Annotated in this window: 19 protein-coding genes; 8 read left to right on the forward strand and 11 right to left on the reverse strand. The window is 69.2% G+C overall.

From position 1 onward, the window contains the following. Positions 1-10 precede the first annotated feature (10 nt). From VAPA_RS32455 to VAPA_RS32470, 4 genes are all read left to right on the forward strand, one after another. Complete coding sequence (locus tag VAPA_RS32455; protein WP_021004494.1) at positions 11-724, forward strand: response regulator transcription factor; 714 nt, start codon at positions 11-13, stop codon at positions 722-724. Positions 725-785: 61 nt separating this feature from the next. Next, positions 786-2,606: an ATP-binding response regulator gene (locus tag VAPA_RS32460; protein ID WP_021004495.1), complete on the forward strand. Its 1,821-nt coding sequence runs from the start codon at positions 786-788 to the stop codon at positions 2,604-2,606. Between the two features lie 89 nt (positions 2,607-2,695). Further along, a complete protein-coding gene (locus tag VAPA_RS33700; protein ID WP_021004496.1) occupies positions 2,696-3,841 on the forward strand; it encodes an Ig-like domain-containing protein in 1,146 nt (381 codons plus the stop codon). Between the two features lie 145 nt (positions 3,842-3,986). Next, complete coding sequence (locus VAPA_RS32470; protein WP_021004497.1) at positions 3,987-4,919, forward strand: CsgG/HfaB family protein; 933 nt, start codon at positions 3,987-3,989, stop codon at positions 4,917-4,919. Here VAPA_RS32470 and VAPA_RS32475 read toward each other — a convergent pair. Genes VAPA_RS32475 through VAPA_RS32495 form a run of 5 tightly spaced genes read right to left on the reverse strand, consistent with a single transcriptional unit; the run spans position 4,899 to position 11,232 of the window. Then, a complete protein-coding gene (locus VAPA_RS32475; protein ID WP_021004498.1) occupies positions 4,899-5,333 on the reverse strand; it encodes a RidA family protein in 435 nt (144 codons plus the stop codon). The genes VAPA_RS32470 and VAPA_RS32475 overlap by 21 nt on opposite strands. A 5-nt stretch (positions 5,334-5,338) precedes the next feature. Beyond that, positions 5,339-6,334 (reverse strand): tripartite tricarboxylate transporter substrate binding protein, encoded by a 996-nt coding sequence (locus tag VAPA_RS32480; RefSeq protein WP_021004499.1) that lies wholly within the window; start codon positions 6,332-6,334, stop codon positions 5,339-5,341. After that, positions 6,331-7,965 (reverse strand): hydantoinase B/oxoprolinase family protein, encoded by a 1,635-nt coding sequence (locus VAPA_RS32485; protein ID WP_021004500.1) that lies wholly within the window; start codon positions 7,963-7,965, stop codon positions 6,331-6,333. The genes VAPA_RS32480 and VAPA_RS32485 overlap by 4 nt, the downstream gene beginning before the upstream one ends. Before the next feature lie 55 nt (positions 7,966-8,020). After that, complete coding sequence (locus VAPA_RS32490; protein ID WP_021004501.1) at positions 8,021-9,997, reverse strand: hydantoinase/oxoprolinase family protein; 1,977 nt, start codon at positions 9,995-9,997, stop codon at positions 8,021-8,023. After that, complete coding sequence (locus VAPA_RS32495; RefSeq protein ID WP_041946924.1) at positions 9,997-11,232, reverse strand: NAD(P)/FAD-dependent oxidoreductase; 1,236 nt, start codon at positions 11,230-11,232, stop codon at positions 9,997-9,999. The genes VAPA_RS32490 and VAPA_RS32495 overlap by 1 nt, the downstream gene beginning before the upstream one ends. Positions 11,233-11,351: 119 nt before the next feature. On the opposite strand from VAPA_RS32495, the gene VAPA_RS32500 reads away from it, so the two are divergent. The 3 genes from VAPA_RS32500 to VAPA_RS32510 all read left to right on the forward strand — a co-directional run bounded on the left by VAPA_RS32500 (position 11,352) and on the right by VAPA_RS32510 (position 14,528). Then, positions 11,352-12,266: a LysR family transcriptional regulator gene (locus VAPA_RS32500; RefSeq protein WP_021004503.1), complete on the forward strand. Its 915-nt coding sequence runs from the start codon at positions 11,352-11,354 to the stop codon at positions 12,264-12,266. A 204-nt stretch (positions 12,267-12,470) separates the two neighbouring features. After that, the gene (locus VAPA_RS32505; RefSeq protein WP_021004504.1) at positions 12,471-13,505 is read left to right on the forward strand and encodes a porin; all 1,035 of its coding nucleotides are present in this window, start codon (positions 12,471-12,473) and stop codon (positions 13,503-13,505) included. Positions 13,506-13,544: 39 nt separating this feature from the next. After that, complete coding sequence (locus VAPA_RS32510) at positions 13,545-14,528, forward strand: tripartite tricarboxylate transporter substrate binding protein (protein ID WP_021004505.1); 984 nt, start codon at positions 13,545-13,547, stop codon at positions 14,526-14,528. A gap of 22 nt (positions 14,529-14,550) precedes the next feature. On the opposite strand, the gene VAPA_RS32515 is transcribed toward VAPA_RS32510, so the two are convergent. From VAPA_RS32515 to VAPA_RS32530, 4 genes are all read right to left on the reverse strand, one after another. Beyond that, positions 14,551-15,474 (reverse strand): LysR substrate-binding domain-containing protein, encoded by a 924-nt coding sequence (locus VAPA_RS32515; RefSeq protein WP_021004506.1) that lies wholly within the window; start codon positions 15,472-15,474, stop codon positions 14,551-14,553. 79 nt (positions 15,475-15,553) lie between these two features. Continuing rightward, positions 15,554-16,441 carry an amidohydrolase family protein gene (locus tag VAPA_RS32520; RefSeq protein WP_021004507.1) on the reverse strand — a complete coding sequence of 296 codons (888 nt, stop codon included), beginning with the start codon at positions 16,439-16,441 and terminating at the stop codon, positions 15,554-15,556. Between the two features lie 127 nt (positions 16,442-16,568). Next, complete coding sequence (locus VAPA_RS32525) at positions 16,569-18,461, reverse strand: phage integrase family protein (protein WP_021004508.1); 1,893 nt, start codon at positions 18,459-18,461, stop codon at positions 16,569-16,571. Next, a complete protein-coding gene (locus VAPA_RS32530) occupies positions 18,458-18,718 on the reverse strand; it encodes a hypothetical protein (protein WP_041946725.1) in 261 nt (86 codons plus the stop codon). Before VAPA_RS32530 ends, VAPA_RS32525 begins: the two co-directional genes overlap by 4 nt. A gap of 425 nt (positions 18,719-19,143) precedes the next feature. Between VAPA_RS32530 and VAPA_RS35345 the strand changes: the two genes are divergently transcribed. After that, entirely contained in the window at positions 19,144-19,335 is a 192-nt protein-coding gene (locus VAPA_RS35345; protein WP_230559071.1) for a hypothetical protein, read from the forward strand. Between the two features lie 316 nt (positions 19,336-19,651). Here VAPA_RS35345 and VAPA_RS32545 read toward each other — a convergent pair whose 3' ends face one another. Both VAPA_RS32545 and VAPA_RS32550 read right to left on the reverse strand, forming a co-directional pair. After that, positions 19,652-20,731: a ParB/RepB/Spo0J family partition protein gene (locus VAPA_RS32545; protein ID WP_021004511.1), complete on the reverse strand. Its 1,080-nt coding sequence runs from the start codon at positions 20,729-20,731 to the stop codon at positions 19,652-19,654. A gap of 243 nt (positions 20,732-20,974) precedes the next feature. Next, complete coding sequence (locus VAPA_RS32550) at positions 20,975-22,210, reverse strand: AAA family ATPase (RefSeq protein ID WP_021004512.1); 1,236 nt, start codon at positions 22,208-22,210, stop codon at positions 20,975-20,977. Positions 22,211-22,374: the final 164 nt, after the last annotated feature.

Genomic DNA, 22,374 nt, shown 5'->3' on the forward strand with positions numbered 1-22,374 from the left:
ATTCGGTGGCGTGAGTACCGACGAATCGAACCGCCCCCCCAAACACGGCGCTCCTGCCGATGTACGGCGGCCGCGCGCCATTCTGGTGGTGGACGATCACGACCTGGTGCGCCTGGGTGTGCGTGCACTGCTGGAAGCACAGTCCTCCCCATCGGGCGAGACTGTCGAGGTCTTCGAGGCCGGCAGCCTCGCCGAGGCCTTGGCCCTGTATGAAAGAGTCCGGGACGCCATCGACCTGGTGCTGTTGGACCTGGCCTTGCCCGACACCCAGGGCCTCAGCGGCCTGGTGGAATTTCGCGCTCGCTATCCTGCCGCGCGCATTGTTGCGCTCTCCGGTTCCGGCACCACCTCGCTCGCCCAGAGCATGGTCGCCCAGAACGCGCTGAGTCTGGGCGCCAGCGCCTTCCTGCCGAAATCGGCCAACCTCAAGGAAGTGGTGAGCTTCATCCGAGCCTGCGGACTGCTCGGAAGCGACGCCATCGACGGCTCGCCTCGTCCATTGACCACGTCGATCCGGCCGGTCAAACCCTCCCATGACCGCGCCTGGCAGGCGCTTGCACCGCGACAGTTGCAGGTGCTCCAGTGGATACTGGAGGGAAAGACCAACAAGGAGATTGCGGAGGCAGCGACCCTTGGCGAAGGCACCGTCAAGAACTACGTCTCGACCATCCTCTTGCTGTTCGGCGTACGCTCTCGTGCCGAGTTGATCAGCAGCTTGCGCTAAGCACCGCCTGCGCGCAGCGAAATACATAGGCAGGGACTCAACCCTGCAGGGAGGCAATTCGATGAGCGACATCGTGTCGAAGCATCTGGCTGTCGACGCCACGCTGGGCCTGCGCATATTGCGCGAGCACGTGGCGTCGGTCTACGCCGGTCACAGCACGGCGATCCTGGCCCATTTCGGCTTTGCCGCCGCGCTGGCCATCTTCAGCTACTCACGTCTCGACTATCCGTGGTTGATGTGGTGGCTGCTCGTTCTTGCGGCCGTGGACCTGTACGCGTTGCTCGCACCGCGCTGGACCCCTGCCACACCGATGTCCGACAGCCCCTATTGGGCACGCAAGTACGCTCGCCTGGTCACCATGGTCAGCGTCGCCACGGCTCCGGCGCCCTTGTTCCTTGTGTCGACGACGGATCTGGTCATGACCACCGTGTTCACGGTGGTCATCATCGGCAGTTGGACGCGAGCGGTGCAGGCACGATGGCCTCTGAAGCCGGCCATGTTCGGATACGGCGTTCCCATGATGACGGGCCTCATTGCCGCCCTGGTCTGGCATGGCAGTGCCCTGAACTGGTTCCTCGCCGCATTCGGAACCGTCAACCTGGTGCTCACGTTCCGCGCCGGGCTGCAGGAGAACCGGCGGCTGACCGAATCGCTGGTCCTGCGCTTCGAGAACGAGGCCCTGGCCGCTCGCCTGAGCGAGCAGATTGCAGCCACCGAGCGCGCCAGCGCCGAAAAAACCCGCTTCCTGGCCACCGCCAGCCACGACCTGCGCCAGCCGATGCACGCCATCGCATTGTTCGGGGCCGCTCTGGAAAATGCCCTGGACGGCCGCCCCGAAGTGAAGAATGCCGAGCGCCTGATGCGCGCGGTCGACACCCTGGGCGCCTCGCTGAACACCATGCTCGATATCTCCCGCCTCGACGCAGGGGTGGTCGTTCCCGATCCATGCGCTCTGGAACTCGATGCGCTGTTTCGCCCGCTCAACCACACCTTCTCGGCACAGGCCGACCAGAAGAACCTGCAGCTGCGCATTCGCGCCAGCGGGCTGTGGGTGCACAGCGACCCGCAGCTCCTGTATCGCATGCTCTCGAACCTGGTCGACAACGCATTGAAGTACACGCAGCAAGGCGGCGTGACCGTGACGGCACTTGCGCGCGGCGATCTTGTGTGGATCGAAGTGCGCGACACCGGCATCGGCATTGCGCCCGCGCAGTTGGAACGCATCTTCGAGGAGTTCTACCAGATCGGGAATCCGGGACGCGACCGCTCACGCGGCCTGGGCATCGGGTTGTCGATCGTGCAGCGCCTGTCGCATCTTCTCGCGCATCCGGTACAAGTGCGCTCGCGCCCGGGCCGCGGCACGTGCTTTCGCCTGGTGGTTCCGATGGCCAAGGCCTCACTGGATGCGCCCGCGGATCTCCTGCTTCAGGATCTCGAGTCGCCCGTACGGCATCGCTTCACGATTCCGGATCTGCGCGGGCCCATCCTGTTGATCGACGACGAGTCCGAGATCCGGGAAGCCATGACGGCACTGCTGCAAGGCTATTCCCTCGATGTGGTGGCCGTGGCCAACGAAGCCGCCGCGGTCGAAGCATTGGCGCACCCTGATGCCCAAGCCAGGCCGTTCGCACTGATGCTGTGCGACTATCGGTTGGCCGACGGCGTGGACGGGCTCGATGTCGGGCAGCGCCTGCGCGAACGCTTTCGGCTCGATGCACCGCTGCTTCTGATCACCGGCGAGACTGCGCCCGAGCGGCTGCAGCGCGTACGCGCCTCGGGTGTGCCGGTGCTGTTCAAGCCCGTGAGCGCCGCAACGCTCCTGCAAGCCATGGCCGAGCTCGCGCCTGCAGGCCACCGACGCGCGCATCGACGCGACAAGTGACTTTCGGCACTATGGCGCCTTCTTCGCTTCTCCTAAATTGACACGGGGCCGGATCTCGGCCCTTTGACACTCAACAGGGAGAGAAACGAATGAAGAAGAATCCATGGGCAATGGGTGCGGTGGCCGCGGCCGTCGCAGCGGCAATGGTGGCATGCGGAGGAGGCGGCTCGGGCGGCGGCGGCTTTGCAGGCGGGCTCCCTGCAGGCGCAGGCACCCCCGCTGGCGGCACAGGCAGCCCTACCGGCACCACCCCAGTGGCAACCAATGACAGCGCCAGCGGCCAGGCCGGTGCCAGCGTCACCATCAGCGTGCTCGACAACGACCAGGATGCCGACGGCAACCTCGATCGCAATTCGGTGCGCTTCGTGCAGCCACCGGCCGGCGCCACCTTGTCCGGCGATGGACGCAGCCTGCAGGTGCCCAGCGAGGGAAGCTGGCAGGTCGGCAGCGAGGGGGCGGTGGTCTTCACTCCCGCGAGCGGCTTCACCGGCAGCCCGACGGTGGTCAGCTACACCGTGTCCGATGCCACCGGGCTCACGTCCGCGGCCGCGACGATCACGATCACCGTCACAGTGACATCAGCCACCAGTTCGGCGGCCTGCTTCAACGAGGGGTTCTTCCGGACGGGAACGACCTTGGATTTCGAACTCACCGTCAGCGGGGATGGCGCTACGCCGCCTCGGCGCCTCGTGAGCACCGTCACGGGACCCAAGGAGTTCAATGGCGCGGCGACCATGGAAACGAAAGTGGATTTCTACGGAGACGACGGCAGCTACGGAGGAACCAACATGGGCTACAACGCCTTTGTGGACGGTTTCGTGGTGAGCTACGGCATGACCGGAGGCAACGTCCGCCAGACGATCAACCCGCCGCGTCGGCAACCGGTCGCCATGGAGCCCGGACAGACCTTCGATTTCACGTACACGGCCAGGAACGAATACGCCGACCGCGTCGAAGAAGGTACGACGACGACGTCCTACACCTACGTGGGCCGCGAGACCCTCCAGAGCGCTGTGGGAACCTTCGAGGCCTGCAAGTTCACCACCCATCAAGTGGACACTCCCATCACCTCCTCGCCCACGACACATACCTTCGACAAGGTCAGCTGGGTTGCTGCCGAGGGACCGTATCGGGGACATGAGCTGCGCACGGAGGTTGTGGGGCAGTACCCGAACGCGCTCACGATCCGCCAGGTGCTGCAAACCACCAAGATCAGCGTTTTCGACATCAAGTGAGATCCTGAGGGCTGTTGTGATCCGGGCAACGGGCGCTGGCATCAGCGCAACAAGTGACTTTAGACACTGTGGGCAATCTTGCCTTCCCACTAAATTTGCGCAGGGCCGCATTCCGGCCCTTTCGCAACCAACGGGGGAGGATCGCATGAAGAAGTCCACAGGCAAGCCACGCCAGCAGCGCGCGCTTTCAAGGCCGGCCATGGCCACGGCAGCAGCGGCAACGCTGCTGGCTCTTGCCGGTTGCCAGAACATGCCCGCGCTCGACATGCAGATGGGCAGCCAGTCGGCCAAGACAGTTGCCACAGGCAGCGCCGCGGGCTCGGCCACCTCCGGTGAGAGCAGCGCGCTCGAGCGCTGCGATTCGCCGCTGGGCACCGTCTCGCTGATCGAGAACGTCAATGCCGGCTGGTACACCGTGCTCACCGGCGAATACAAGCTGCCGCCCACGGCCAACCTGCTGCGCCTCTTGGTGCAGCAGTCGAACTGCTTCGTGGTGGTAGAGCGCGGCGCCTCGGGCATGAACGCCATGACGCGCGAGCGCGCGCTCATGCAGTCGGGCGAAATGCGCGGCGGCAGCAACTTCGGCCGCGGCCAGATGGTGGCTTCCGACTACGGCCTCTCGCCCGAGATCGTCTTCAGCAACAACGACGCGGGCGGGCTCGGCGGCACCATTGGCGGGCTGATCGGCGGTGGCCGGGGCCGCGCCATCGCGAACCTTGGCGCCAGCCTCCAGACCAAGGAAGCCGCGGCCCTGCTGACGCTCATCGACAACCGCTCGGGCGTGCAGGTCGCGGCTTCGGAAGGCAGCGCCTCCAAGACCGACTTCGCGGGCTTCGGCGACCTGAGCGGCTTGCGCGGCGGCGGCAACGTCGGCGGTTACACGCGCACGCCGCAGGGCAAGCTGATCGCGGCGGCCTTCATGGACGCATTCAACCAGATGGTGCGCTCGCTGCGCAGCTACAAGGCGCAGACGGTGCGCGGCCAGGGCCTGGGCGGCGGCGGCCGGCTTGGCGTGGATGGCGGTGCGGCGCCTTCGCAGACTTCGGCACAGCCTGCGTCAAATCGCAGAAGAAGGTAAGTAGCCCTGTGCCTGCCGGGATGGCACGGTGCGGACGATGGCCACGGCTTCGATCTCGACGCGCACCGGCGCGATCAAGCCGGCCAGCACGGTCGATCGCGCCGGTGCACGGTCCGGCCGGAAGCGCTCGCCGTAGGCCGCATTGAAGAGCGGATAGTCGGAGCCATCCACCAGCCATGCCGTGGTCTTGACCACGTCCTCGAGCCTGCAACCGGCGCGCGCAAGGATCTCCTCGATCATGTCGATCGCCGCATGCGTCTGCCCGGCGATGTCGGGGGCCGCGGGCTGGCCGTTGCGCATCGGCACCTGCCCCGAAACGAACACCAGGGGCCCCTCGGCGACCACCGCCGCCGAGAGGGGCTGCACCTGACCGGCACGCACCACCGGCGGTCCCACGCGTGAAATGCGGTCCATGCGCTTCAGTCGGGCTTGGCGCCGGAAGCTTTCACGATGCGGGTCCACTTGTCGATCTCGCCGCGGATGAAGGTGCCGAAATCGACCGCGCTGCTGCCCCCGAGCGTGAAGCCGCGCGAGCCGAAATACTCCTGGATGTCGGCGCTCGCCAGCACCTTGTTCACCTCGCGGTTGAGCTGGTCGACCACGGCCGGCGGCGTCCCTGACGGCGCGAACAGGCCCTGCCACGACAGCGCCTCGAAGCCGGGGTAGCCGCTCTCGGCGACGGTGGGCACGTTCGGCAGCATCTTGTGGCGCTGTCTCGAGGTCACGGCAATCGGCATCACCTTGCCCGCTTCGACCTGGGGCCAGACCACGAGAAAGTCGCCGAACATGGTGTCGATCTGCCCGCCCATGAGATCGGTCAGCGCGCCCGCGCTGCCGCGGTAGGGAATGTGCAGCAGCGAGGCCTTGGCCGAGAGCTTGAACATCTCGCCGGTCAGGTGCATCGAGGTGCCGTTGCCGGGCGAGCCATAGCTGATCGAGCCCGGCCTGGCCTTGGCGGCGGCAACGACCTCCTGCACGGTCGCCGCCGCAAAGCCCGGATGGCGCACCAGCACCAGCGGCGCCGACACCACCAGCGAGACGGGCGCGAAATCCTTGGCCACGTCATAGGGCAGCTTCGGGTACAGCGCGCCGCTGATCGCGTTGGTGCCGGTCACCCCCATCAGCAGCGTGTAGCCGTCGGGCGCAGACTTGGCGACATGGTCCGCACCCAGGGTGCCGCCCGCGCCCGCGCGGTTGTCGACGATCACCGGCTGGCCGAACGCGACGGCCAGCTTCTCGCCGATGCGGCGCGCGAGCACATCGGTGCTGCCGCCCGGCGGGAAAGGCACGACGATGCGGATCGGCCTGGAGGGATAGGCCTGCGCCATCGCCCATGCAGGCATCAGCGCGGCCAGGGCCAGGGTCAAGGCGCCGCGAAGGGCGAAACGCCTGCAGCGGGAGTGAATGGATTTCATCGGTTCGTTCCTTGGTTCGCCGGATCGGCGGGGTTCCTCGACAGAGATTGCGCGGAGGCCGGCGCTTCGCCCCAGCCGCCGCCGCCGGCGGTTTCGATCACGAGGCGATCGCCGGCATGCCAATCGATGCGTGCCCTGGCACCCAGCACCTCGACGCTGCCGTCGGCGCGCAGCATCCGCGCGGCCGACGATGCGCCCGGCCCGCCGCCCTGGACACCTCGCGCCTGGCTGGCATGGCGCTCGCCGCGGTAGGACACCTGTGCGCGGCCCTCGAGCAGGCGATAGACGCGGCGCACGCCGTGGCCGCCGCAATGCAGGCCGCCACCGCCCGAGCCTTCGCGGATGGCGTAGCACTCCACGCGCAGGGGCGCCTCGGTTTCGAGCACTTCGACGGGCGTGTTGCGTGCGTTGCCGATATCGGTCGAGACACCCGATCGCCCGGGGCCGAGCGCGCTCGCACCGGCGCCGCTCGCGATGATTTCGGTCAGCATCCAGCGCTGTCCGTCATCGCGCACGCCGCTGATCGACATGACCGTGGCCACGCCCGCATGCGGCGCCACCGACACGCCTGCACCGGCCTGCGACCATGCGCCGAGCATGGCGTTGCAGGCCAGCTTGACCGTGGCCGTGCGCGCATTCACCGCGGCGGGCAGATCGGGGTTCACGACGCTGCCCGGCGGCAGGTGCAGCCTGAGGGGCGCGAGGCAGCCGGCGTTGTTCGGCGCTTCGGGCGCGAGCGTGCGCATGAAAAAAAGCGCCGCGGAGAGCACGCTGGCCGGCGATGCGTTGACGGGCCCGCGCACCTGCGGCGAGCTGCCCGCGAAGTCGATGTCGATCGCATCGCCCTGCTTGCGCAGCCTGACCGCGATGCGCACCGGCACGGCATCGATGCCGTCGCCGTCGAGCTGGTCTTCCCACGTCCACTCGCCATCGGGCGCGGCGCGCAGGGCCGCGCGCGTCATCTGCTCGGCCTGCGCGATCAGTGCATCGCAGACCGGTGCGAACAGCGCGCCCGTGCGCACCGCCAGCGCGCCGAGCTCGCGCGCGCCCAGGCTCACGGCCGACCATTGCGCCGCGAGGTCGCCGCGCAGGTTGGCCGGTGTACGGCTGTTGGCTTCGAGGATCGCAGTCACGCCGTCTTCGGGGCCGGCCGCCGTGCGCCAGCGCAGCGGCGGCAGGCGCAGGCCTTCCTGGTAGATCTCGGTGGCATTCGGCGGGATCGATCCCGGCGCCATGCCGCCCACGTCCTGGTGGTGCATGCAGGTGGCCGCGAGCGCGATCACCACGCCCTGCTGCAGCACGGGGCGCACGACGATCAGGTCCGGCAGGTGCGTGCCGCCCGACCACGGATCGTTCATCAGGTAGCCCTCCCCTTGCGCCATGCCGGCGGCCGGAAAGCGGCGCAGCACGCCCGCGACCGCGGGAATCAGCGAGCCCAGCAGCAGCGGCAGCGAACGCGCCTGCGCCACCAGCCGGCCATCGGGCAGGAACAGCGCGGCAGCACAGTCGCCGCCCTCGCGGGCAATGGAGGAATAGGCGGCCCGCATCATGCCGCCCTGCATGCGATCGACCGCGCCCTGCAGCGCAAGCCGCACCGGTTCCATCTGCGCGGTGACGTGTGCGGCGTTCATCGGGCAAGCTCCGCGCGACGCACTGCGGGATTCGCCTTGGGAGCGGCTCGGCGGCTCATGCGCGATCTCCCATGGCCACGGCCCCGAGCGCCAGCGAATCGTCGCCGAGCCGGCGCCATCGCCAACCCTGCGGCACCCAGACGGTGGTCATCGCGGCGAACAAGGCACGCGGACCTTCGCCGGCATCGGGCAGGCCCTGCCATGCGCCCGCAGCGGGCGCGGCAACATCTTCGGCAAAAGGCGCCGGACGCGGCAAGGCCTGCTCGAACACCGCGCGCAGCACACGCAGCTGCACCGCCGTGCTCGGCGGCGCCGCACCGCGCAGCCGTGCGTGGCGCGCCGAGAAGCGCTGCAGCAGCACATCGAGCGTGTCGGACGCGGGATGCCAGGCGACATCGATCGGAAACTCCTGCCCTGCATCGCACAGCGCGACGCTCCAGCGCACCCGGCCCGCGCCGGCCGCAGGTGCGAGCTCGACCGCAAGCCGCTGTGCGCGTTCGAGTCCGGCCTCGTCGAAAGCCCATTCGCAGCTGCGCTCGACCGTGTCCGCGGGCAGCGCGCACAGCATGCCGAGCGCCGCCACCACGCCCGCATGCGGCAGCACCCGCACCTGGCGGATGCCGGCGAGCTCGGCCACCTCGGCCGCGTGCTGGGCGCCGCCGCCGCCCACCGCGACCAGCACGGTGTCGGCGGGATCCAGGCCGCGCTGGAAGCTGCGCATCTTCAGGGCCTCGGCCATCGCACTGGCCGCCGTGCGCACCACGGCCAGCGCGGCGTCCCCGGAAGAAATTCCCAGCGGGCCCGACACATCGCGGGCCAGTGCGGCCTCGGCCGCATCGCGCGCCAGCGCGACGCCGCCCGCCAGCATGGCGGGCAGGCGCCCGAGCACGCACAGCGCATCCGTCAACGTTGCGCGATCTCCGCCGAGCCCGTAGGCCGCGGGCCCGGGCCATGCCCCCTGCGAGCGCGGGCCGAGGCGCAGCGCGCCGCCGGCCAGCACCTCGGCCAGGCTGCCGCCTCCGACCGACAGCGACTCCACGTCCGCGCAGCGCAGCCGCAGCGCGAGCGCGCCGCACTGCAGCGACTCCGCGAAAGCCGGCCGGCCGTCCTCGACCAGGCCGATGTCGGTGCTGGTGCCGCCGACATCGATCGTCAGCAGGGACGGGGGCAGCCCGGCCCCCTCACGCAGGCTCGCGGCAACACCCTGCAAGGCCGCGCAGGGACCGGACATCGCCAGGCTCACCGGGCGCTGCGCCACGTCGCGCCAGGCGCCGGTGCCGCCCTCGGAGCGCATCAGAAAGGGCTCGGGCAGGCCGCGGCCGGCCAGCGCCGTCGCCAGCGCCTGCAGGTAGTCGCTGATCAACGGCTTGCTGTAGGCATCGAGCGCGGTCGTGAGAAAGCGCTCGAACTCGCGCGGCTTGGGATCGACCTCGCTCGACAGGGACACGAGCAGCTGCGGACAGCGCGCGCGCAGCAATGCACGCAGTTGCAGTTCGTGCCGCGCGTTGCGGTGCGAGAACAGCAGGCACACCGCGACCGCGCGCACGCCTGCCTCGGCGATGGCTGCGGCAGTGCCGTCGAAGCCCTCCAGGGCCAGCGGCGCAACCTCGCGGCCCTGCGCGTCGATGCGCCCGTCGACCTCGAAGCGCAGGTGCGCGGGAAACAGCACGGCGTCCGGCGTGGCCGGTGCAATCACGGGTTCGTAGAGTTCGCGGCGGTCCTGCCGCGCGAGCGTGAGTACGTCGCGCAGGCCCGACGTGGTGATGACGGCGATGGGCGGCGCGTTCTGTTCGAGCAGCAGATTGGTGACCACGGTGGAGCCGTGCACGATGCGGGCCACCTCGCCGGGCGCGATGCCGTGTTCGGCGCACAGGCGGTCGATGGCCGCGAGCACGGGCTCGGCCAGCTTTCCGGCTTCGCGCGGATGCTTGAGGCTCAACAGCCGGCCGTCGGACCCCGCGGCCACCACGTCGATGAAGGTGCCTCCCATGTCGACGCCGATGGACCAGCGCGGGCGCGTGGCGGCCTGCATCAGAAACGGTCCGCCCGGAAGGGATGAAGGTCGACCTGCGGCGGCCGCCCCGCCACGAGGTGCGCGATCTCGCGGCCCGTGCTGGCCCCCATGCACATGCCCATGTGGCCATGTCCGAAGGCCAGCCATGCGTTGTCGGCGCCGCCCGCGCGGCCGACCACCGGCAGGCTGTCGGGCATCGAGGGCCGGTGGCCCATCCAGCGCGAGACCTCGGAGGTGTCGAGGTGCGGGAACAGCTGGCGCCCCTGCGCCAGCAACGCATCCGCGCGCGCGTAGTTCGGCGGTGCCTCGAGGCCCGCGAACTCCACGGTGCCGGCCAGGCGCAGGCCCATCGCCATCGGGTTGACCATCAGGTTGTGCTCGACAGCCATCACGGTGTGGCGCAGGCCCAGGTTGGAACTGTGCACGGTGACGTGATAGCCGCGCTGCGTCTCGAGCGGGACGCGGCTGCCGAGCTGCGCAGCCAGCGGCGCCGACCAGGCGCCCGCCGCGAGCACCACGCCGTCGGCCGCAAGCGGCTCGCCGCGGTCGAAGCGCACGCCCGTCACCCGGCCGCCCTGCTTCTCGAAGCCGGTGGCGCTGCGCCGCTCGTGGCGCGCGCCATCGATCACGCAGCGCGCATGCAGCGCCTTCACCAGCGCGGACGGGTCCGAGGTGGACCCGTTGTCGGGCGCCAGGATGCCGAAGCGGAAGCGCCCCTTCAGGTCAGGCTCCAGGTGTTCGAGTTCGTCGCGCTCCACGTCCACCAGGTTCACGCCGAGCGAGCGGCGCAGGTTCATGCCCCACTGCCATTGCGCCGCGACCTCGCGCGACGAATAGACGTAGAGACAGCCGCTGCGCCGCACCAGCTGCTGCGCTCCGGCGTGCGCAAGCAGGGGTTCGTAGCAGTCGAAGATCGGCGCGAGGAGACTGCGCAGCGCGGTGGCAATGCGCGTGACTTCCTCCGGCGTCGAGTGCCGCAGCATGCGCAGCAGCCAGGGCAGCACGGCCGGCGCGTGCGGCCATCGCACCGTGAGCGGGCCGAGCGGATCCAGCAGCCAGCGCGGCACGCGCTTCCACATGTTGGGCATGCCGACCGGCAGGCAGGCGCTGGGCGAGAGCGAACCTGCGTTGCCGAACGAGCAGGCCTCGCCGGCGTCGAGCGGATCGATGAAGGTGACCCGATGGCCGTCGCGCTGCAGCCAGGCGCCTGTGCAGACGCCCACGATTCCGGTTCCGATGACGGCGATGTGCATGGCCCGCATTCTGGAAAGGTCTGGGCCATCAAGCAAACCAATTCATTTGATGTGCTCATCAGCATTCTTGATAATCTCCGCTTGGTCGCCTCTCCGCACTCCCCTCCTTGGTGCAGTCCATGAACATCAGCTTTCGGCAGATGCGCGCCTTTTCCGCAGTCGCGCGCGCGGGCAGCTTCACGGCAGCGGGCCGGCAGCTGAACCTCACGCAATCGGCCGTGAGCATGCTGCTGCAGCAACTGGAAGAATCGCTGGGCGTCCAGCTCTTCGACCGCGGCGCGACCGTGACGCTGACCGAGGCGGGCCAGCAGCTGTTGCCACTGGCCCGCCGCATCCTCGACGACGTCAACCAGGTCGTCGAAGGCGCGTCGGACCTGCGCTCGCTGCGCACCGGACTGCTGCGCGTGGTGGCACCACAGATGCTGGCCTGCACCTGGCTCAGTGCGGTGCTCGGCGAGTTCGAGGCGGCGCACCCCGACATCGGCTTGCGCATGACGGACGCGACCACCGACGACGTCGTGGGCACCGTGCGGCGCGGCGAAGTGGAACTGGGCGTGGGCCCCGAGCGCCCGAGCGGCGAGGACGTGACCCGCAGCTTCCTGATGGACGTGCCGATCCGCATGGTCTGCTCCGCGCGCCACCGGCTGGCCAACCGGCGCGCGGTGTCGTGGGACGAGCTGCGCGACGAACGCTGGGTGATCTATTCGAGCGAATTCAATCGGCATCTGGAGCGCATCCTGCAGGCGCACGACACCTCGCTGTCGATGCAGACCGCCGCCGAGGTCGGCTACCTCACCACCGCGCTGGCGCTCGTCGGCGTGGGGACCGGCCTTGCCGCCGTGCCCGACTATGCGCGGATGTTCGCGGGCAATTTCGATGTGCGCTTCATGCCGCTGCGCGGACCGGAGATCCGGCGCCAGTTCTTCATCTATCAGCGTCGCGGCATGGCGCTTTCGCCCGCAGCGCAAGCCTTCGTCGCCATGATGCACCGGCGTGCCGGCCGGCCCGCGGCGAGGGCGAAGGCCTGGCGCTGAAGGCGGTGCCGTCGAGCCTGCTGCACGCCGTCACCAGCAGCCAGGGCTGCGCCGAACTGCCGCTGCCCGCCAGGTATGCCGCCGCGACATATCTAAAAGTGCCCAGGCCGGATAGCGAGCCGCCGCCCGAGTGGCGATAGTCCATCACGCCGGAACCCGACCCAGGACAGCCACCGGCGCTTCAAAAAAGACGGAGACAAAAGAATGGATATGCGCGCTCGCGCCTGCCTTGCGGCAGGTCTCGCAACAGCTTCGCTCGGGGCCTGCCCGGCCTTTGCACAGGGCGCGCCGGCAGAAGGCGCAAGCATCTACGGCGTGCTCGACGAATACGTGGGTTCGCTGCGCCGCAGCGACCAGCCCGGCCGCACCAAGGTCCTGAACAGCGGCGGCATGACGACTTCCTTCTGGGGCGTGCGGGGCACCGAAGACCTGGGCGGCGGCCTGCAGGCGTTCTTCGCACTGGAGAGTTTCATCCAGGCCGACAGCGGCACGTTCGGAAGGACATCGGCCGATCCCTATTTCTCGCGCAATTCCTATGTCGGCCTCGGCGGCGCCTACGGCCAATTGAGCCTGGGCCGGCAGACCAACGCGCTCTATGCGGCCACGGGCAACTTCAATCCCTTCCTCGCCTCCGCCAACCTGAGCCCGGTCATGCTGCAGGTCTGGAACACGGGCTACAACCGCGCGGTGCTGGGCGACAGCGTCTGGGACAACACCATCCAGTACGCCTCGCCCGAGGTGGCAGGGTTCCGGGTGTCCGCGGCGTACGGACTGGGCGAAGTGGCGGACCGGCCCGGCCGGCACAACCTGAACCTGACCGTCAACTACGCGAACGGCCCGTTCGCCGCGGTGATCTCCGCCCAGCAGGTGAAGGTGGGCCCGGGCCTTGCCGCGCCCATCGCAAGCCAGAAGGCGCAGATGGCTGGACTCTCGTACGACGTCGGCATGGTGAAGGTCTACGGCCAGTACTTTCACACCGACACACCCGACATCCGCACCCAGACCCGCACCACCCAGCTCGGCGTCGCGGTGCCCGCGGGCGCGGGCCGGGTGATGGCGTCGGTGGCCCGGACGCAGCGCGACACGCCGCTGGCCGACGCGCGCCGCACCACGGCAGCGCTCGGCTATGACCACCATCTTTCCAAGCGCACCGACCTCTACGCCGTCTATCTCTCGGACCGTCTCACGGGATATGCGCGGCGGGGGAGCCTCGCGCTCGGCGTGCGGCACCGCTTCTGAGATGTCCCGCATGCTTGTCCAACACCGGAGTCGAACCTCATGAACATCCTGCTCAAAACCACCCGGCGTTCGGCGCTCGCGCTGGCCGCACTCTCGTTGCTCTGCGCGGGCGCCAGCGCGCAGCGGCCATCGTCCACCAAGCCCATCCGCCTCGTGGTGCCCTTCGGCCCCGGCGGCGTGGCCGACCTCACGGCGCGCACCGTCGCGCAGAAGATGTCGCAGTCCATGGGGCAGAGCATCATCGTGGACAACAAGCCGGGCGCCGGCGGCGTGGTCGCTTCCGATGCGGTGGCCAAGGCGGCGCCGGACGGGCTCACCATGCTGCTGATGTCCAACGGCAATGCCGTCAGCGCGGGGCTGTTCAAGCGCCTGCCGTTCGACACCGTCCGGGACTTCGCGCCGGTGTCGACGCTCGGCTATTTCGACATGGCCGTGGTGACGGCCGCCGACGCCAGGTTCAAGACGATGCAGGAGCTGCTGGCCTACGCCAAGGCGCATCCCGGCACCGTCAACATCGGCACGATCAACGTGGGCAGCACGCAGCACCTGGCGGCCGAGCTGCTCAAGCGCAGCACCGGCATCGACGCGCAGGTGATTCCCTTCAACGGCTCGCCCGCGCTGATCACGGCGCTGCGGGGCGGACAGATCGACGCCGGCGTCGAGATCCTCGCGCCGATCCTCGGACAGGTCGGCGGCAAGTCGCTGCGCGCCATCGCGGTCATGGGCGCGAAGCGCTCGTTCGCGCTGCCGGACACGCCGACGGTCGCGGAGAGCGGCGCGCCCGATTTCAGGGTCTCGTCGTGGAACGCCTTTGCCGTGCCCGCGAAGACGCCGCCCGCCGTCATCGCCAGGCTCAACAAGGAAGCCAACGCGGCGCTCGCCGCGCCGGAAGTCAGGGAGCGGCTGCGCCAGCTCGGGGTCGAGGCGCAGGGAAGCACGCCGCAGCAGCAGGCGGACCTCTTGAGGGACGAGATTCAGCGCTGGTCGGAAGTCATCCGCCTGGCCGGCATTCCGAAACAGTGAGCGCCAGGGCGAGGGCGGCGCGTCAACGCCGCGCCGGTGGCGGCGACCCGTTCATCGTCTGATCCACCACCTCCCGCACCAGCTTGAGAACGGCCTGCTGGGTGAGCGTGGCCGGCCGCTGGGAACTGACGGCCAATGCCAGCCGGCTGCGCAGCGGAGGATCCACGATCCGCCGGATGCCGAAAGCCTCCGGCCGCGGCGCCGTGCGCACCGCGTTCGAGGACAGCACCGCCGAGCCCACGCCGTCGATGACGAGATCGAGGATGGCGGCCACGCCGTCGATCTCCATCGCGATGGTCGGGCGGCATCCGATGTTGGCCATTTCCGCCTCGACCAGCATGCGGATCGAGTTGGGCTGGGTCGGAATCACGAGCGGCCGCGAAGCCACCTCGCGCAGCGAAACCTGTGCATCGGGCTCGGCACCGGGCTGCGCCGCCGGCCCGACCAGGTACAGGTCTTCCTCGAGGATGACCACGCTGTCGATGTCGGCCGAAGGCGCGGGGTTGTAGAGCAGCGCCAGGTCGATGCGGCCCGCGGTCACCGATTCCTGCATGGCGCTCGAGAGCGCCTCGGTGATGGCGAGGCGCGCATCGGGCAGCTGCTGGCGAAAGGCGCGGGTCAACGGCACGGCAATGCGCTTGGCGATGCTCGGCGGCAGGCCCACTGCGACGCGGCCGGCCAGCGCGCCGCGCATCCGGCCGAGGTCCTCCTTGGCGCGCTCGATCTGGTGCAGGATGCCCCTGGCATGCGCCAGCAGCAGCTTGCCCGCCTCGGTGAGCGTGACGCCGCGGCCATTGCGCGTCAGAAGATTCTGTCGCAGCTCCACTTCGAGCTGGCGCACCTGCCGGCTGAGCGCGGGCTGGGCCACGTCGATCACGATCGACGCCCGCGTGAAGCTCCCCAGCTCGGCCACGCGAACGAAGTACTCCAGCTGCTTGAGGTCCATGGGGCTGGAGTCTAGGCTTGTCGGCATGCGGTGCGGCTCCTCTGGAGCGGGCCGCCGGCTTCCCCCGCGGCAGCCGCGCTCAGGCCCAGTACAGCCGCATCGGGTTGTCCACGAGCAGTTGCTGCTGCAGCTGCACGGTGCGCGCAATGCGCGGAATCATGTCGACCAGCGTGCCGTCGTCGGGCATGTGCGTCTTGAGGTTGGGATGCGGCCAGTCGGTGCCCCACAGCACGCGGTCCGGGAAGGTCTCGACCAGGCGCTGCGCGAACGGGACGACGTCATCGTAGGTCGGCGGTCCGGAGACCGACACGCGCTCGGGGCAGCTCACCTTCGACCACACTTTCGGATGCTCGCGCATGAGCCGCACGAAGCGCTCGAACTGCGGCCCGTCGACCGGCTGGGTCACATCGGGCCGGCCCATGTGATCGACCACCACGATCGTCGGCAGGCGGGTGAAGAAATTCCAGAGCTCGGGCAGGTCCTGCGCCTCGAAATACACGACCACGTGCCAGCCCAGCGGGGCGATGCGCTCGGCGATGCTCATCAGCACCTCGCGCGGCGTGAAGTCCGCCAGGCGCTTGAGGAAATTGAAGCGCACGCCCCGCACGCCGGCCTCGTGCAGGCGGCGCAGTTCGGCCTCGCTCACGTCGGGCGCGACCGAGGCCACGCCGCGCGCGCGCCCGTTCGAGTGCGCAAGGGCATCGAGCAGCGCGCGGTTGTCGCTGCCGTGGCAGGTCGCCTGCACGATCACATTGCGCTCGAAGCCCAGCAGGTCGCGCAAGGCGAAGAGCTGCTCCTTCGAAGCGTCGCAGGGCGTGTACTTGCGCTCGGGCCCGTAGGGGAACACGGCACCCGGGCCGAAGACGTGGCAGTGCGCATCCACCGCGCCGGGCGGCAGCGTGAAGCCCGGCTTCGACGGGTTCGGGTGAAAACACAGCCAATCCTTGTCCATCGCGCTAGCTGGCATGGCGTGCCTCGGTGGCGGAATGGCATGGCGGACGACCGCGGACCGAAAGGCAGGGAACCGATGTATGCATAGCTGCGCATCTTGCGCAGATTTCCGCCGGCGAGCGAGCGTCGAAGCGCGCTAGCAGCTAGCGCAATTCGGTATGGCTCTGCGCGCGCGCCGTGGCCAGGTACATGGCCGTGGTTCCCACCGAGGCGTGTCCGAGGTTGTTCTGCACGACCTGGATCGGCACCGGCACCTGCCCTTCCCTGCCCCGAAGCGCATGGGATCCGTGCGAGTGTCGCAGCCAGTGAGTGCTCGCTTTCTTGAGCTGTTGTGCGTCGGGGCCGCGCAGGCCGGCGGCGGCCTGGGCGACAAAGGCCTTGATCGCCTGGTACAGGCCCGAGGCGGACCATGCGGCCGGACGCCGGAGTTCGGCGTCGAATCGCGCCAGCACGTGGATGCCGCGGTTGCTCACGGCGCCGACCTGCCGCTCGAAGCCATGCCGCGCGAGCTCGTCCTCCAGCTCGGCCACGAGCGCCGGCGGCACCGGCACCTGGCGGCCGCGCCCGCCCTTCCCGGCCACCGCCAGCTGCCAGCCGACGGCCAGCGCGCCGTCGGCGCCGCGGTACTCGACCTGCTGCAGATCCTCGCACTTGGCACTGGTGATCTCGGCCAGCCGCAGGCCGGTCGCATAGAGCCAGCGCATGCCGCGCCGCAGCCGGCGCCTGGCTTCCGTGTCGGCGTGCGCCTGAAGCAGTGCGTCGACGTGGTCCCACTGCGCGAAGCTCAGCGCGCGGCTGGAGTCCAGCGGCTGCTGCAGGCTGGCCGGCGGCGCCAGGGTGGCAAAGGGATTGCCCACCAGGTAGTTCCGGTTCACCAGGAAGGCGTGCAGGCTTCGCAGGATCGCGATGGCCTGGCGCAGCGCCGAGGGCGCCAGCGGCCCTTCCATCGGCCGCCACAGCGGCGACCAGCGCTGGTGATGGCGCGCGCCGCACCAGTGGGCGGGCGGATCGAGCAGGAAATCGCGGTAGTCGATCGCATCCCCGACGGTGAGCGACGACAGTGCCTTCCCGCGCTCCAGCACGGCCCAGAGCAGGAGGCGCTCGGCCTCCTTGCGGTAGGCGCGCTGGGTGGCCGACAGGTCACCGGTGGCATCGCCCGCGCGCTTGGCACTGAGCCATGCCCCCACGGCCTCGTGGTCGTTGGCGGCCATGAGAAGGCACTGCCCGCGCGGCGCGCGGTTGGTGCCTGCGCTGCCGTCGAGTTCGGCGGGGAGGACGAATTTCTCGTAGGGCACGAGCGCGGTGCCGCCCGGCACCACCTCGGCCAGCGCCAGCGGGCCGAGCTGCGCCCTGGGCGTCATCGCGTGGGCGCCGATGCGCAGCCCGAGCACCTGCTCGTTGGCCCGCAGCCAGTCGAGAATCCGCCCCGCCTTCAGCTCGCCCACGCCCGGCACATGCACCCACCAGCGCGCGCCGATGCCGTTGATGTGCTCGACGAGCGCGTGGAGCGTGCGCAGCCCGGCGCGTTCCAGGCGGCTCGCCACCGAGGGATTGAGCCATGCCGACACGCTGTCGAGCGGGCGCGGGTCCTGGGCAACCAGGTTCTCGAGCCAGCGCAGCGCCTCGAGCTGGCGCTCCACCACGCGCGCGCGCCGCGAGGGCCGGGCGCCCTGCCCGGCCTTGCCCGCGGCCGGGTAGGCGGCCTCGTAGGCCTCGACCTGTTCGGATTCGGAGAAATCCTCCATGCCGTTCGCCTCGGCGAACTCGGCAAGGCTCGGCAGCGCCGGGGCCGCGGAGAAACGGTCCGCATCGAGCAGGATCAGGCGGGCCGTGCCGGGCCTGTGCTCGCGCCGCGCCGCCGCCGCGAATTCGTCGCGGATCCAGGCGATGGTGCGGCGCACGGTGCGCAGGTCGGTGTGCTCGCCCTCCAGCCGCAGGTAGCGGTCCCAGCTGGCCCTTTCCTCGAGCCCCTGGGCCAGCGCCCGCATGAACGCGAAGTGTCCGCGGTGCAGCTTGCGCGGAATCACGGCCTTCATGAGGCCGATGTCGGGTTCCGCTCGCCGGCCGGCTGCCAGAACTTCCACCACGGACGCGGCGCGGGCCCGGGGTCCTCGGGCAGTTGCTGCAGCTGGCTCACGCGCGTGCGCCGGCGCTGCTCGACCTCGAGCGCATGCGCGATGCCGAACGCCTCGCGGTCGCCGCGGCCCGCAAGGGCCCGCCAGCTCGACGCCAGGCGCGCGAGCTCGTCGTCATCGATGTGGGACAGCTGGGAGGGTGTGGGAACGGCAGGCATGTCTGTCGCACTCAGGCGGCGTTCCATCTCGCCGCGACGGCGGGATGGAACATGGCGGTGGCGGATGCCGGCCGGCCGTCTGGTACGGTGGTCGTTGTCATGATTTGGCTGATGATAACTGAAGTAATCATCAATACACATTTTGTGTTGCAATCAAGCATCTCCACGAGTACTCTCGTCTAAGTTGTTGATTTTATTGGATTTTATCCGGGTTGACCGAGGTCTTCCAAGTGCCGCCGGATCCCCTGGCGCCCTTGAAACTGCCCGCCGATCGCTGACATCCGCTGCCTGCGCGGCGCCTGCCTGCAGGCCCGATCCGCCTGCCGGGCCTGCGCTGCGCCGGCCATGGCCACCGGCCGCCTTGCCCCAAATACGATGCCTGCGGTTCGCATCCGAGGTCTTTCGTGAATCACTTTCTCCGCCCCTTGGCCCTGACCACCCTGCCCGCGGCCGGTGCCATCTCACCCGCAGCCGCGGACCCACATCAGGACGAGAGCGGCCACGGCCGCGGCAAGGGGCGACATGGTGGCCGCGAGTACAAGGAAGCGTTCTGGGACGGCCGGTGCAAGGTCGAGCGCAAATCGGAGAAGAACGGCGAGTACAAGGAGAAGCGCTAGTGCAAGGACCGCGCCTCGCGTGTCCGGCGTACGAAGCGCCGGTCTGCGCGGGCCCGCGGCCGGAGGGCGTCGTCCAGCCTCCTGCCATCAGCATCCAGCCCCCGCGGTCGTGGTCCGGCCGAAGACACCGCCCGGCCCGCGAATGGTGGGCCGGGCGCCGTGAGGCGGCCCAGGCGGGCGTGGCCTCTGCCCTGCCCGGCGGCCGGCGGGCTCCCGGCCTGGATGCCGCTGCGGCCGCGGAACGCCTGAAGGTGCGGCCGAAGCAAATCCCAACGGTTCTCACAATTGCCGTGCCGCCCTCCCCCGGCGGGCGAATTTACAGCGTGCGTGCCTTGCGCAAGGTTTCGGCGATGCCTGCTTCGAGCGCTTCCTGGCTGGCCCCGGTGGCGGCTTCCGGAACGATCGTGATCGTGATCTCTCCGCTCTTGGCACGCACCAGCGTGCCGATCTTCTCCCCCGCGGACAGGATGTCGAGCTTCTCCGAGCGCTCGAAGCCGGGCTTGGCATCGAGCAGCCTTGCGACGACCATCGCCGGGGCGAGGCTGTGGCCCCGCAGTCTTTCCACGCGCTTCAGGACGCCGCGGCGGTCTTTTTCCATGGCGGCATTGATCTGCTCGGCATGGCGAAAGCTGATCTCCAGAGGGCTGCGGAAGCACTCCACCACCGCCGACGGCAGCTGCGCCACCATCAGCGCCTTGCGCACCCAGGTATGGCTCACGCCGAGCGCTTCGGCCAACTGGCGCTGCGTCGGGAACAGCTGCTCTTCCAGCGCGCGCTGGTACATCAGGCCCTGTTCGTAGTTGGACAGATCCGCGCGTTCGCGATTCTCCCGGTCCATCGCGGCGAAGAGCGCCGCATCGCCCAGCTCGTCGACCCAGATGGATGCCAGCACCGGAATGCCGAGCTCCAGCGCGGCCCGATGCCGGCGGTGGCCGAAGACGATCTCGAACTGGCCGGGTTCGTCCTTGAGCGGCCGCACCAGGATCGCCTGGACGTTGCCGCCGGCGTGCTCGATGTCCGCCTTCAGGCCTGCGAAGGCACTGCTCGTGAACGAGGCGTCGTGGCGGTTTGCCCAGCGGCTGGGATGGATGGTTTTCGGGTCCATCTTCCGCGTCGGCAGCGAGCCTTCGTACTGGCCGAGCTTTTCGCGCAGCGCCGCCATCTCTCCTTCGACCTGCTGGATCTGGCCCCGGAAAGCCATCATCTGGCCGGGGCCGGTGCGCGGCGCGAGCGAGCCGCCGACGGCCGGTGGAAACCTGGTTTCCACGACGCTCGATGCCGACGGGGGCACCGCGGGAGCGGACGTCGAGGCCGGCGCATCGACCGGATCCTTTGCCGCTTCGGGAAGCATCAGGCCGGCGGTCAACGCCTCCAGCCGCTTGCGGGTGCTAGCCATGATGGACACTCCTTGGCGCGGCTTGCGCCGCCCTCAATGTCGGGAAACGGGACCTTCTGCAGGTGTGCCCCGTGGCCTTCGACGGGCACCGCGGAGTCGCCGCGCCGCATCGGAATTGCGGAGCCTGCGGCCGTGGAAACCAGGTTTCCACGGCGTCCGGTACGCCGCGTACGGATGGAACGCGCCGCCCGGTGGAAACCTGGTTTCCACCCAGAGAGGCTCCCGGAAGCATCGCCGGCTTTCTCATTGCTGGGCCCTCCCCTGGGCCGTCCATGCGCCGATCACCGACTGCTCGACGAGTTCGACGAACGAGTCGTAGGCGTCCACCGCACGCTTATATGTCTTGGCGGCCCCCTCGTACTTCTGGACATCGTAGACCGTGGCGAACTCGGCCGCCTTGTTGCTGGTCACGCTGGTCTTGGGGATTTCAACGGGAAGAGTGTATTCGCCGTAAGTGGCCTGGATCCACTGCCGCACCGCCGGCATCGCCGGGTCGGCCGCGTCCACGCGGCTCAGCAGCACGTGCAGGAAGTCGAAGGCCTTGCCCTCGCGGTCCTTGCTCTGGCCGTCCAGGTTGCCGCCCAGGTCGGCGAGCAGCGACCAGAACTGCGCCGACGAGGCGAAGTCCAGGCCCGAGGGCGGCACCGGCACGACGATCCCGTTCGCGGCCCACAGCGCATTGATCGTGACGTACGAAAGGGAAGGGGGCGTGTCGATCACGATCACGTCGTACAGGTCCCGCACCGTCTCCAGGCCCTCGTTCAGCACGTCCCAGAACTTGGCGCCGGGCTGCTGCATCTGGCGGGCGGGGAGGGCGAACTCGGCGGAGAACAGGAAGGGCGCGGCGGCGACCAGATCGATGCCGTCCCAGTAGGTCGAGCGAATGGCGTAGCGGATGTCGTTCTCGCTGCCGTCGCACAGCGGCCCGATCGTCATGTCCTCCGTGACCTCGGCTTCCGGCAGCAGGCCGTGCAGCGTGGTGAGCGAGCCCTGGGGATCGGTATCGATCGCGAGCACGCGGTGCCCGCGCAGGCTGAGCCCCTGCGCCAGCACCATGGCCGTGGTCGTCTTGGCCACGCCGCCCTTGAAGTTGCCCACGGCGATCGTGATGGCCTTGCGTCCGGCCGGCCGCATCTTTTCTGCGCGGTAGGTTCGGGTCCACCGGCGCAGTTCGTCCAGTTCGAAAGTCCGCTTGCCCCCCGAAGGCGTCAGCCGGCCGGCTGGCAGGTCTTCCTTGGTGATGCGGTAGGCCACGTGCGCCTTGTCGACGCCGCAGAGCGAGGCCAGCTGGGCGGTGGAGTAGGTCGGGGGGATCTTGCGGGCTTCCGGCGCCAGCAGCATGCCCCGGATCTGCTCCACCATCGACCCGGCCCGAGTCGCCAGTGCCGCGATCTTCTGCATGTTGATGGTTTGGCGGGGAGGGACCTGAACGTCGCTGGAAACCAGGTTTCCACCGATGGGAGGGACGGGAACGGACATTTTGTTTGGCCTTATTCGACAGAATACGGCAATTCTATGAGAATCTGTCGAATGAACAAGTTTCGCGGAGAAGTCAGCCGGAGTCCCGCGAAGTATTGTGAGAGGGATTGGGGACCCAGGCCATGGGCCCTCGCAGCCGAGGCGCCGCAACACCCGAAAACCGG

It is taken from the genome of Variovorax paradoxus B4, assembly GCF_000463015.1.
GTDB lineage: Bacteria > Pseudomonadota > Gammaproteobacteria > Burkholderiales > Burkholderiaceae_C > Variovorax > Variovorax paradoxus_E.